This window comes from Collinsella aerofaciens ATCC 25986 (assembly GCF_010509075.1).
In the GTDB taxonomy this organism is placed as follows: Bacteria; Actinomycetota; Coriobacteriia; order Coriobacteriales; family Coriobacteriaceae; genus Collinsella; species Collinsella aerofaciens.
In genome coordinates this window covers 1,268,331-1,280,068 of sequence record NZ_CP048433.1, presented here as the reverse complement: position 1 = coordinate 1,280,068, position 11,738 = coordinate 1,268,331, and the positions used below count along the sequence as shown (strand labels likewise).

The window sequence follows — 11,738 nt, the reverse complement described above, 5'->3', positions numbered from 1 at the left end:
TTGTTTATATTGCCCGAGCATCTGCGCTGGGCTTTAGGTCGAAACCGATAGGAGACACGTATGTCCGGACACTCTAAGTGGGCCACAACCAAGCATCGTAAGGGCGCGCAGGACGCCAAGCGTTCCGCCCTCTTCTCCAAGCTCAGCCGCAACATCACCGTTGCTGCCCGTCTCGGCGGTGACCCGCTGCCCGAGAACAACGCCAGCCTCGCCGCTGCCGTTGCCAAGGCCAAGGCTCAGTCCATGCCTAAGGACAAGATCAAGTCCGCTATCGACAAGGCTTTTGGTTCGGGTGCCGATGCCGCCGTCTACGAGAACATCGTGTACGAGGGCTACGGTCCCGCCGGTGTCGCCGTCTACGTCGACTGCCTGACCGACAACCGCAACCGTACCGCCGCTGATGTCCGTTCCGCCTTCTCCCACGCTGGTGGCAACCTGGGCACCTCCGGCTCCGTCGCCTTCCAGTTTGAGCGCAAGGGCCAGATCGTCGTCGCCAAGGAGATCCTGGACGAGAACGCCAAGAAGGAGACCATGATCGCCAACGGTGCTGCCGGTGACGAGGATGAGTTCATGATGGCCATCGCCGAGGCCGGCGGCGAGGACTACGAGGACGCCGGCGAGGAGTGGATCGTCTGGACTACTGCCAACGAGGTCATGGCTGTCTCCAAGGCGCTCGAGGAGCAGGGCGTCCAGGTCAAGGGCTCCGAGACCACCATGGTCCCGACCACCCCGACCGAGGTCTCCGGCGCCGACGCCAAGAAGGTTCAGCGCCTCATCGACCGTCTTGAGGAGCTCGACGACGTCCAGGATGTTTACAGCACCATGGACATGACCGACGAGGTCATTGCTGCCCTCGAGGAGGAGTAACGCCCGCACGGGTTAAGCCGTGCATATCTGGGCATAATGAAGCGAGCATGCAAGCCTCGTGGAATAGATGAGCCGGATCCGCGTGCGTAGAGCACCGGACCCGGCTCTTTTATAATGATGCGAACCGTTTTGCATTTCGAGAGCCGAGATTTGAAGGGAGCGCCACGTGCGCGTACTCAAACGAGCCCTAGCGATCGTGTATCTTGCCGCCGCCATCGTGGCGCTGGGTACGCTTGTCTGCCAGTTTTGGGGGCCGTATACGTATCGCTTTATGCTGCTGATGCGCGACCCCATGCCGCGCATTGTCGTGACGGCATGCGGCGGAGTTGTGGCGATTGGCGTGCTGGTAAGCTTCTTCCGCCTGATGTTTGCTCGTCGCGAGCCGTCCTGCGTGCATCCGGCGGGGGAGCGCAATATCGAGGTCACGCTCGCGGCGCTTTCTTCGTGCGCCAGGGCTGCTGCAGAGCGCGACGATCGCGTGATGATCGAGCATGTCGAGGCCCGCGTCCAAGGTTCCGACGATTCGCACGTCCGTTTTAAGGTCGAGGCTATCGCGCTTGACGATAAGGACGTGGCATCTTTGGCTACCGCGATGCAGCAGCGCATCGAGGAAGCTTGCGACACCATGCTCGGCACGCCGGGTACGACCACGCGCGTCCGTTTTTTGCCGTCCAAGACTACCGTCCAGACCGTGGAGGTTTCCGGTGAGTGATACCAATCAAGATAAGACCGCTCGTACGCCGCGCCTGACGATTGACCAGAGCGCCACGCCGGCGAGCGAACCTGTTGATTCCAAAGCAGAGGCAACCGAGTTACAAGACGCGGCAGCCGCGGATTTTGATGAGGCTATGGGTCTCATCAAGGGTACGGGCGCTGCCATCTGGAGCTATGCTGTTCGTCATCCCAACACCACGCTCGGCGCCGTCGCTGGCTTTATCCTCGCTGTGTTGGTGCTCACGCTCGGCCTGTGGGACACGCTCGTCATTGCATTCTTCGTGCTGATCGGCGCTGTGATCGGCCAAATTCGCGACGGCGAGAACGGGATCGTCAACTTCTTCGGCCGTCTGTTTAGCGGTCGCTAATATGTATTCGACTGTCGCATCCGCGGCAGGCATAAGGAGGAACCATGGCTTTTAATACGAAGGTCGATGTAGCCGATACCGAGCTCGAGGCAGACGAGACCGTCACCGCCGAGGCCGAGGACGTAACGCTCGAGGATGAGGCGCTCGTCGAGGCCGAGTCCGATGTGGATGAGGATGACGAGGAAGCGGACGAGTCCGAGGACTCGCTGACCTATTCCAACGGTGTGATCGAGAAGATCGTTGCCATGGCCACCCGCGAGGTTCCGCACGTTCTGGGCATGAAGGGTAACCTTATGCACTTTGTGCAGGAGCAGTTTGGTGCCGAGAATCTGACCAAGGGCGTGACGGTCGAGGTCACCGATGACAATCGCGTGGTCGTCAACATCTCCGTCATTATCGAGTACGGTGCCTATGCGCCCGCGATCTTCGACGATGTCAAGGCACGTGTCACCGAGCGCCTTGCCGCGATGACCGGCCTTGAGGTGGCGGGCGTCAACCTGCGTATCGAGGACGTCATCACCCCCGAGGAGTACGAGCACCGCACCAGCCAGCACGAATAACCTTCCAAAAAGGGACAGGTTTGTTTTGGCAGGTTTTATCTGCGAAAACGTTAAACGGCCGACCGCGCAAGCAAAAGCGTGGCCGGCCGTTATTTGTATGCCCCCCGATGTAGGCATACCGCTCGTCTAACTAGGGGTTGCAATCGTCGCGTTCCGCGTTACCCTAATGGGCGCATTGTTTCCAAATTGTTAACGAGGGGTTGCCGTAATGGCTGACGAGCACGAAACAGAAAGCAAGGCATGGGCGATTGAGGCCGCCGCGGCAGAGGCGGCATCGCGTGCTGCCGAAGAGGTGCATCGTCCTCCCGTAGTGCCGATGGAGCGCGTGGTTGATCGCACCGATATCGAGCGCGGCGAGCGTGCCGGCCAAAAGCGCAGCCAGGAGCCGGGTTTCCCGCGCTTTTTTGCCGAGCTCAATCTGGGCCTGATTCTTACGGCCTTTGCCATCGTTGCGTTTAAAACCCCTAATCACTTTGCTTTTGGCGGCACCTCGGGCGTGTCGGTCATTCTGTCCACGCTGTTCCCGACCCTGCCCGTCGGCGTCTTTATGTGGATTATCAACGCGGTTCTCGTCGTTTTGGGCTTTATCTTTTTGGAGCGCAAGGCGATTCTTTGGAGTGTCTTCGCCTCGTTTGCGCTGTCCGCCTATGTTTCGCTTTTTGAGCTTTTTATTCCGACCGATGTCTCGATGACGGGCGATATGTGGCTCGACCTGTGCTTTGCCGTGATTCTGCCGGCGCTCGGCAGCGCCATCGTCTTTGATATTGGCGCCTCGACGGGCGGCACGGACATTCTCGCTATGATCCTCAAACGCCGCACCACGCTCGAGATTGGTCGCGCACTGCTGTTTGTCGATATCGGCATCGTGGCCATCGCGGCCTTTTTGTATGGCCCGCGTGTCGGTTTGTATTGCGTGCTCGGCCTGTTTGCCAAGACGCTTGTGGTCGACAAAGCCATTGAGAGCATTCATCTGCGCAAAGTCTGCACGGTCATTTGTTCCGAGCCCCTTAAGGTCGAGGAGTTTATCGTCAAGCATCTCAACCGCACGGCGACTATCAGCCGCGGCTACGGTGCTTTCTCGGGCAAGTGCGTGACGGTGATCATGAGCGTGCTGAGCCGTCGCGAGGCCGTGCAACTGCGCCGTTACGCGCGCGAAGTCGATCCGGGTGCCTTTATCACGATCGTCGACAGCTCCGAGATCGTCGGCAAGGGCTTCCGCGGCACGAACTAGCGCGGACACACTCATCAAACAATCGAAAAGCGCCTCGCGCGTTGCAAATACGTCATCTAAGAGTATTTGTCCTCACATTGGGTGATAATGATGCCAAAGACATCGTTTGCGATCCAGGTGATTCGCTCTAGATACGAAGGGATGATTTCGATGTTCTGCTCGCAGTGTGGCGCCCCCATGGGCGATAACGACAAGTTCTGCGGCGTGTGTGGTGCTCCTAATGCCGGTGCCGCTGGCCCCGCTCCCCAGGGACAGCCTCAGCCCCAGCAGTTTGTTCCGCAACCGCCCGTGGCGAATGCGCCAAAGGGCTGTGTGGCTCAGGCGTTCCAAGATATGACCAAGACTCCGGGCGTGCTTCAGCGTGTATGCCAAATCGCGTTTTTGCCGGCGCTGATTTGCGTTGTGTCGGTGCTCGTGTTGTTTATTCCCGTTATTGGCGGCATTGCGGCTGCCATCGGCTTTTTGGCAGCTTGCATTGCGAGCGTGTGCGGTTCCGGCTTTGGTATCGAGTGGGGTCGCGATCTGTCGCTCAAGGTCGATGACGGCATGGACCGTCCACTCATGCGTTCCACGTCGTTTGGTCTCGGAGTCTTTTCGAGCGTTATTTCGGTCGTGCTCGAGGTTATCGCTGCCATTCCCGTGATCGGTGTAGTGCTTTCGCTGGTGGAGGGCGTGGTAATTGGCGCTGCGGGCTCGTATTCTTATTACGGCTCTTATGCGCTCGAGGCTGCGCTGTTCGGTTCGCTCGGCCTGCTTGTCCTGGCGCTAATTGCCTCGGCGATTCTGGGTGTCTTCTTTAAGATGTTCGCCGACATCGCCGTGATGCATTTTGCGGTGACCGGTCGCGTCGAGAGCGCGTTTTCGCTCGATAAGGTCTGGGCGGCCTTTAAGAACAACAAGACCAAGCTGTTCTGTGCTTCGTTCCTTCCCGAGTTTTTGACGGGCCTGGTCGCCAACGTTGTCACATGGATCTTGACGGTCGTCTTTGGCGCCATTGCCTCTGTCGGTATGTATAGCTACTACTATCGTCCTACGGGTATTGAGGCAATTGTTACCGGCGGTGGTGTCACGCTCGCGCTGTTCTTGGTGCTGGTCGCTTTCGTCACCGTATTTCTTACGGTTTTTGGCAAGATACTCAAGCACCGTGCCGTTGGCTATTGGGCCGCACGCTATGCAAGCGAGTGGGCCGATGAGGATAAGGACGACGTCCTGACTTTTGTATTGCCCTTCGAGAAGAAGTCCACCCCTTCGGGTTACGGTGCTCCGGATGCTTCGCCGGCACCTGCACCCGCTCCCGCGACCGAGCCTGAGCCGGCGCCCGAGCCTGAGACGGCATCTGAGTCCGAGCCTGCACCTGAGCCTGAGCCTGAGCCGGCACCTGCACCTGAGCCGGCACCTGCACCTGAGTCGGCGTCCGAGCCAAGCTCCGACGAGGAACCTCAGGACGAGTAGCCATGCCGTCTGCCATTTGGGGACGGGGTAGAAATAGTAGAAATAGCGCTTGAAGAATGAGCGGGGGCGGACGTGTCGAAACGTCCGCCCCCGCTTTGACATCGCGATGTGGCTATGACTGCGAGATGCCAGCGAATCGACTACTCGTCGTGCTTCTCCTCGCGGCGTGCAGCAGCGCGTGCGTCGTGGATGCCCTTGATCGCGGCATGGCGAGCCGTTCGGGCATCATGGATGGCGTCGCGAGCCTCGGCGGTCGTCGCCTTGGCAGAGCGCAACTTGGCGGCCAGATCGGGGTTGGTTTCGGCGACCGCGGTAATCGCGGGGCCGTCGAGCTCCTCTTGCGTGGGCTCGGCCAAAAAGTCGATAGCATACTGGGCGGCCACCATGGAGCCCTTTGCCAGCACGGTCTCGTCGATCTTGTAGAAGCAGGAATGTTGGGCGTACGTGGCGCCAATCTTGGGGTTGCGCGTACCTACAAAGGCGAGCACGCCCGGTACGCGACGCAGGTACTCCGAAAAATCCTCGCCCGAAAGCGTGCCGCGATAATGGCCTTGGCCGGTGGGGCCCAGGCACTTGATTACAGCCTGACGGCAGCGCTCGCTCGAGGCGGCGTCGTTTTCGACCTTGTAGTTGGCGATGGTGTAGTCGGTGAGCTCTGCCTCGGCGCCCAAGGCGGCCGCGGTATGCTCCACGATGCGGCGCATAAGCTCCGGCATTTCCTCGTGGGTCGAATCGCCGTAGGTGCGCACCGTGCCGGCGAGGTAGGCCGTGCCGGCGATAACGTTGCGTGCGGTGCCGCCGTGCAGCTCGCCGACGGTGATGACGGCGGGTTCGTAGGGGCTAATCTCGCGCGAGACGATGGTCTGCAGGGCGTTGACAATCTCGGCGGCAACCATAACGGCGTCGTGGCCGCGCTGGGGCATGGCGCCATGGCACGAGGTGCCGCGAACGTCGATGCGGAACCAGTCGGTATTGGCCATGCGTGGGCCGGGCTCGCAGCTCACGGTGCCGGCGTCGACCTCACTCCAGATGTGCGCGGCGTAGGCGCCGTCGACGCCGTCGAGCACACCCGTGCCAATCATGAGTTTGGCGCCCTGGCCGTTTTCCTCGCTGGGCTGGAATACGATGCGAATCTCGCCGTGGATGTCATCGGTCATGTGGCGCAGAATCTGCAGCGTGCCGAGCATCATGGCGATATGGCAGTCGTGACCGCAGGCGTGCATGCAGCCCTCGTTGACGCTGGCGAACTCCTCGCCGGTCTGTTCGGTGACGGGCAGGGCGTCGATGTCGGCGCGCAGCAGGATGCGGCGGCGTGGCGTGCCGTCCTCGCGATAGGCGTCGGGCGCGGTGCCGCGAAGGGTCGCCACAAGGCCCGTCTTGAGCGGACGCTCGTAGGGGATATTCATGGCGTCGAGCTGGTTGGCGATGTCGGAGGTCGTGCGCTCCTCGGCAAGGCTCAGCTCCGGGTGCTTATGGAAGTGCCGGCGCTGCTTGATGATATAGGGTTCAAACTCGGTAGCGATATCTTTGATGGCTGCGGTGACGTCGTCAGCCGCGCGAGCCTCGGTCGCCGCCATAATCTGCTGTGCCTTGGTCTTCGTCATGGTCGATTTGCTCCTTGCTGGGTTGATCGCAAAATCGTACAGGCTCTTTCCAGTATGCCACCTGCCGCTAGGGCTGGTAAAGTTGCCGTTTGCCGCTTGGGGTTTTGTTGCAAGGGCGGGGGAGTACACTCGGGGGTGTTGAATTTCCTGCCAGAGATGGGGATGCCCATGCAACATATCGATCGGATTATCCGTTCCAAGAACGTCTTTACCGCCCAAGACGGCATCGATGCCGCCCGCGAGTTGGCGATCGCCATCGCGGGTGATCGCATCGTCGCGGTCGGCGCGCCCGATGACGTGATTGCCGCCGCCCCTGCCGCCGCGCCAGTTGTCGACTACGGCGAGCAATTCATCTGCCCCGGTTTCCACGATGCGCACCTGCATTTCTTCCATACCTCGGTCGGTTCCTCGCCGTACATGCTCATGGATATGGGCACGTCCGAGGCGGCGCTGGTGCAACATGCGCTCGAGTTTTCCCAGGACCTGCCCGACGACGCTTGGGTTGTGACACAGGGCTGGCGCGATTACCGTTGGGACCCGCCCGAGCATCCAACCAAGGCGTCGCTCGATACGGCATTCCCCGATCGTCCCTGCGTTATGTATTCGGGCGACGGACACACGCTTTGGCTCAACAGCCGCGCACTCGAGGCACTCGGCGTCACGCGCGACAGCGAGCCACCAGCAGGCGGCAGCTACGACAAGGACGCAAACGGCGAGCTCACGGGCATTGCTCACGAGGCGGCTGCCATGCAGCTGCTACCGCGCTGCCTTGAGTGGCTGGGGGAGGATCGCATCGCAAGTGCTTATGCCGATCAAATGAGGCGTATGGCCGAGCAGGGCATCACCTCGATATGCGATATGTCGCTCATGCCCATGCCGGGCTGCGATTTTATCCGCGACGACGTCTACGACAAACTGCAGGCAGCCGGCAAGCTGGGCATCCGAGCCCATCTGTTCCCCACGCTGTTGGATGACCAGTCGCGCTTGGAAGAGCTGCAGACCCGCTACGCGAACAACGCGCTGCTCTCGGCGCCAGGCTTTAAGCAGTTTTTCGACGGCGTGTCGAGCGAACACACGGCCTATCTCACCGAGCCCTATACCAACCCGCGCTTCCCGGGCGATCAAGGTCGCCTGACGGTTCCTGCCGAGCGCATGCGCAAGCTGGTTCTGGCGGCCGCGGAGCGCGGCCATACCGTGCGCATCCATGTCATCGGCGACGGTGCCATCCATGCCGCGCTCGATATCTTTGAGGAGGCCGCCGAACTGTACGGCCTGCCCCAGCACGGCCATAACACGCTCGAGCACCTGGAGAACCTCTTGCCCGAGGACATCGATCGTCTACGCAAGCTTAACGTCGTTGCCTCGAGCCAGCCCTGTCACATTACACTCGACCCAGGCGGCCCCGAGCGCGATCTGGGCCTGGAGCGCAGCCGCATCATGTGGCCGTTTGCGACCTATAAGCAGCGCGGCATTCGCCAAGCCTTCGGTACCGACAGCCCTATCACAGCTGTTACCAGCATGAACGTGCTCTACACGGCTATCACGCGCCAGGACCCCAAAAGCCACTGGCCCGAGGGCGGCTGGCTGCCGAGCGAGCGCATCGATGCGGCAACGGCCCTGCGCAACTACACCCTGGGTAGCGCTTATGCAGCGGGCGACGAGCAAAACCTCGGCAGCTTGGAGCCCGGCAAGTATGCCGACCTGGTAGTCCTGGACCAAAACCCGCTCACCATCGACCCCCAAGAGCTCCAGGCCACAAAAGTTCAGGCCACCTACCTGGCAGGCAACTTGATTTACGAGCGCTAATATTCATGTCGTACCGTTAAACGCGGCTCGCGCAGCCTATTTTGGGATGGCGCTCGAGCCGCGTTTGCGTTTTGGTGGGGATCCGCCATGAGCGTCCCTGCTCTGTTGGATTTGGGTGCGGGGCGGAGGTGCTGCTGCCCCGCGCTCAATTTGGACACCAGCAATGCTATCTCTTGGTGTTTTGCATACTTCCCATTACAGATTGAATAAAAAGGCTGGGATGTCCTTCCTGATCCTGATGTACCCCCGCCCGTGCCGTGCAAAAAACGGAGTATTCAGCACCGCGAGCTCTGCCGGTGCCGCTGCGGCTGAGTAACGTTGCGGAGATTGACGTCATTTTGGGCTCCGGTACGGCGCGAAGCATGCCTTTTTGTCCCAACGGGGTCTGCCCACCGACCAAAACCGCCCGCTGAAGGCGTTCTTGGGACCAATAAGGTATGTCCGGCGCGTATGCAGCCGTCCTGGCTTGCTGAATACTCCCAAAAATGCACGGTGCTTCCCAGGGGACCCGTGCGCGCAGCGAAACCCATACCCACGTTCCTATCCGCATCGCCATTTTGCTGCACTGACTTTTCTGAATGTCGGGCCCGAATTAGTTAACCTGCCTCCCGTGTGGCTCCGGAGGGGCGGGGCATAAGGTTTATCGCGAGTTCCGCACGAGCCGAAGGCCACTTAATGTGGCCTTCGTGCGAGCAGGACTGCCCGAGCAGGAAACCTTATGCCCGCCCTCCGGAGCCACGCGGGAGCCACCGCTAAGTTATCCCCCGGCATTCAGAAAATCTAAGTGCCAAAAAATAAGATTTTTTGACTCCGTGTTGTATAACCCGTCATTCGTGGGTACCATTCAACGCGTACGCAAACAAAAAGGGTTAACCCGCGCGGCATGACCGCGCGGCCCAAAAAGGAGGAAACAAGCATGTCGTCTTTGAAGCCGCTTGCAGATCGCGTCCTGGTCAAGCCCGACGAGGCCGAGCAGAAGACCGCTTCTGGCCTGTACATCGCCAGCAACGCTCAGGAGAAGCCGCAGCGCGGCACCATCGTTGCCGTTGGCGCCGGTAAGGTCAACGACAAGGGCGAGCGCATCCCCATGGACGTTCAGGTCGGCGACGTTGTCATCTACGGTAAGTTTGGTGGCAACGAGGTCAAGGTCGACGGCGAGAAGTATCTGCTGATGCGCGCCGACGACATCTACGCCGTCGTCGAGGCCTAGCCTCGTCAGAATCTCTGATTCGTCTTTGAACGCGCCTGCCGCATAGGACTCGGAAGCGGCGACGCGAGTCACATTTCTTTTGGAGGATTACCTACCATGGCAAAGAACATTACGTTCAACACCGATGCCCGCGCCAAGCTCGCAAAGGGCGTCAACACTCTGGCCGATGCCGTTACCGTCACCATGGGCCCCAAGGGCCGTTACGTCGCTCTGCAGCGCACGTTCGGTGCCCCGACCATCACCAACGACGGCGTTTCCGTCGCTAAGGAGATCGAGCTCGAGGACAACATCGAGAACATGGGCGCTCAGCTGGTGAAGGAGGTCGCCACCAAGACCAACGACACCGTGGGTGACGGCACCACCACCGCAACCCTGCTCGCCCAGGCTATCGTCAACGACGGTCTGCGTAACGTCGCCGCCGGCGCCAACCCGCTGGCCATCCGTCGCGGCATCGACAAGGCTGTAAACGCCGCCGTCGCCGAGATGAAGAAGCAGGCCAAGCCGGTCGAGACCAAGGAGCAGATCGCTTCCGTCGGTACCATCTCCGCCGGTGACCCCGAGGTCGGCGAGAAGATCGCCGAGGCCATGGAGGTCGTGGGCAAGGACGGCGTCATCACCGTCGAGGATTCCCAGACGTTCGACATTACCATCGACACCGTCGAGGGCATGCAGTTCGACAAGGGCTATGTCTCCGCTTACTTCGTCACGGACAACGACCGCATGGAGGCCGTGATGAAGGATCCGTACATCCTCATCACCGACCAGAAGATCTCCAGCGTTCAGGACATCATGCCCGTTCTCGAGGCTGTCCAGCGCGCTGGCCGTGGCCTGCTCATCATCGCTGAGGACATCGACGGCGAGGCTCTGCCGACCTTGGTCCTCAACAAGATCCGTGGCGCCCTCAACGTCTGCGCCGTCAAGGCCCCGGGCTACGGCGATCGCCGCAAGCGCATCCTCGAGGACATCGCCGTCCTCACCGGTGGTCAGGCTGCCCTGGACGAGCTGGGCGTGAAGGTCGCTGACATCACCGCCGATATGCTCGGTACCGCTAAGTCCGTCACCATCTCCAAGGACAACACCGTCGTCGTCGGCGGCGCTGGCTCCAAGGAGGCCATCGACGCCCGCATCGCTCAGATCAAGGGCGAGATGGAGAACACCACCTCTGACTTCGACCGCGAGAAGCTCCAGGAGCGCCTGGCCAAGCTCTCCGGTGGCGTTGCCGTCATCAAGGTCGGCGCTGCTACCGAGTCCGAGCTCAAGGAGATCAAGCACCGCGTCGAGGACGCCCTGCAGGCTACCCGCGCTGCTGTCGAGGAGGGCATTGTCGCTGGCGGCGGCGTCGCCTTCATGGACGCTGCTCCTGCGCTCGACGCTGTTGAGATCGACGACCCCGAGGAGAAGATTGGCGTCGATATCGTCAAGAAGGCTCTGACCGCTCCGGTCGCTACCATCGCCAAGAACGCTGGCTTTGAGGGCGCTGTCGTGGTCGACAAGGTTGCCGAGCTGCCCGCCGGCCAGGGTCTCAACTCTGCCAACGGCGAGTGGGGCGACATGATTGAGATGGGCGTCCTCGACCCCGTCAAGGTCAGCCGCGTCACCCTGCAGAACGCTGCTTCTGTCGCCAGCCTGATTCTCATCACCGAGGCCACCGTCTCCGATGTGCCCAAGAACACTCAGCTTGAGGATGCTATCGCTGCTGCTACCGCTGGTCAGCAGGGCGGCGGTATGTACTAAGGCCGACAAGGTCTAGAACTCCCACCGGGAATCCGGGGGCGTGACGGGGTTTCTCTCCGGAACGTCCTCGGACATGCAAAGAGGCTCCGCATCGCGCTTCGCGCTGCGGAGCCTCTTTGCGTCAGTGCGGAATGTTCCGGAGAGAAACCCCGTCACGCCCCCGGATCCCCTGCGTTTACGGCCTTGAGGTCG

10 protein-coding genes are annotated in these 11,738 nt (G+C 60.9%); 9 read left to right on the top strand and 1 reads right to left on the bottom strand.

What is annotated here, in order from left to right:
* The first annotated feature begins 60 nt into the window (after positions 1–60).
* The 6 genes from GXM19_RS05915 (at position 61) to GXM19_RS05890 (ending at position 5,192) form a co-directional block, all read left to right on the top strand.
* Positions 61–867, top strand: a complete 807-nt coding sequence (locus GXM19_RS05915; protein WP_006234926.1) for a YebC/PmpR family DNA-binding transcriptional regulator — start codon at positions 61–63, stop codon at positions 865–867.
* A gap of 166 nt (positions 868–1,033) precedes the next feature.
* Entirely contained in the window at positions 1,034–1,579 is a 546-nt protein-coding gene (locus GXM19_RS05910) for an Asp23/Gls24 family envelope stress response protein (RefSeq protein WP_040358981.1), read from the top strand.
* The gene (locus GXM19_RS11095; protein ID WP_040358983.1) at positions 1,572–1,949 is read left to right on the top strand and encodes a DUF2273 domain-containing protein; all 378 of its coding nucleotides are present in this window, start codon (positions 1,572–1,574) and stop codon (positions 1,947–1,949) included. Before GXM19_RS05910 ends, GXM19_RS11095 begins: the two co-directional genes overlap by 8 nt.
* A gap of 44 nt (positions 1,950–1,993) precedes the next feature.
* Positions 1,994–2,509 (top strand): Asp23/Gls24 family envelope stress response protein, encoded by a 516-nt coding sequence (locus GXM19_RS05900; RefSeq protein WP_006234930.1) that lies wholly within the window; start codon positions 1,994–1,996, stop codon positions 2,507–2,509.
* A 208-nt stretch (positions 2,510–2,717) separates the two neighbouring features.
* Positions 2,718–3,740: a YitT family protein gene (locus GXM19_RS05895; protein WP_006234931.1), complete on the top strand. Its 1,023-nt coding sequence runs from the start codon at positions 2,718–2,720 to the stop codon at positions 3,738–3,740.
* A gap of 150 nt (positions 3,741–3,890) precedes the next feature.
* The gene (locus GXM19_RS05890; RefSeq protein ID WP_040358985.1) at positions 3,891–5,192 is read left to right on the top strand and encodes a zinc-ribbon domain-containing protein; all 1,302 of its coding nucleotides are present in this window, start codon (positions 3,891–3,893) and stop codon (positions 5,190–5,192) included.
* A gap of 140 nt (positions 5,193–5,332) precedes the next feature.
* Here the strand turns inward: GXM19_RS05890 and GXM19_RS05885 are convergent, their stop codons facing one another.
* Positions 5,333–6,796: a M20 family metallopeptidase gene (locus GXM19_RS05885; RefSeq protein ID WP_006234935.1), complete on the bottom strand. Its 1,464-nt coding sequence runs from the start codon at positions 6,794–6,796 to the stop codon at positions 5,333–5,335.
* Between the two features lie 162 nt (positions 6,797–6,958).
* Here GXM19_RS05885 and GXM19_RS05880 point away from each other — a divergent pair, with 162 nt between their 5' ends.
* From GXM19_RS05880 to groL, 3 genes are all read left to right on the top strand, one after another.
* Positions 6,959–8,602 carry an amidohydrolase gene (locus GXM19_RS05880; RefSeq protein WP_050766114.1) on the top strand — a complete coding sequence of 548 codons (1,644 nt, stop codon included), beginning with the start codon at positions 6,959–6,961 and terminating at the stop codon, positions 8,600–8,602.
* A 916-nt stretch (positions 8,603–9,518) separates the two neighbouring features.
* Positions 9,519–9,812: a co-chaperone GroES gene (groES, locus tag GXM19_RS05875; RefSeq protein WP_040358989.1), complete on the top strand. Its 294-nt coding sequence runs from the start codon at positions 9,519–9,521 to the stop codon at positions 9,810–9,812.
* A 96-nt stretch (positions 9,813–9,908) separates the two neighbouring features.
* The gene (gene groL / locus GXM19_RS05870) at positions 9,909–11,546 is read left to right on the top strand and encodes a chaperonin GroEL (RefSeq protein ID WP_006234938.1); all 1,638 of its coding nucleotides are present in this window, start codon (positions 9,909–9,911) and stop codon (positions 11,544–11,546) included.
* Positions 11,547–11,738: the final 192 nt, after the last annotated feature.

Excerpts from the sequence above, each read along its gene's own strand:
- GXM19_RS05915 (WP_006234926.1), top strand. The coding sequence starts at position 61 with ATGTCCGGACACTCTAAGTGGGCCACAACCAAGCATCGTAAGGGCGCG.
- groES (WP_040358989.1), top strand. The coding sequence starts at position 9,519 with ATGTCGTCTTTGAAGCCGCTTGCAGATCGCGTCCTGGTCAAGCCCGAC.
- groL (WP_006234938.1), top strand. The coding sequence starts at position 9,909 with ATGGCAAAGAACATTACGTTCAACACCGATGCCCGCGCCAAGCTCGCA.
- GXM19_RS05895 (WP_006234931.1), top strand. The coding sequence starts at position 2,718 with ATGGCTGACGAGCACGAAACAGAAAGCAAGGCATGGGCGATTGAGGCC.
- GXM19_RS05890 (WP_040358985.1), top strand. The coding sequence starts at position 3,891 with ATGTTCTGCTCGCAGTGTGGCGCCCCCATGGGCGATAACGACAAGTTC.
- GXM19_RS05900 (WP_006234930.1), top strand. The coding sequence starts at position 1,994 with ATGGCTTTTAATACGAAGGTCGATGTAGCCGATACCGAGCTCGAGGCA.
- GXM19_RS05880 (WP_050766114.1), top strand. The coding sequence starts at position 6,959 with ATGCCCATGCAACATATCGATCGGATTATCCGTTCCAAGAACGTCTTT.
- GXM19_RS05885 (WP_006234935.1), bottom strand. The coding sequence starts at position 6,796 with ATGACGAAGACCAAGGCACAGCAGATTATGGCGGCGACCGAGGCTCGC.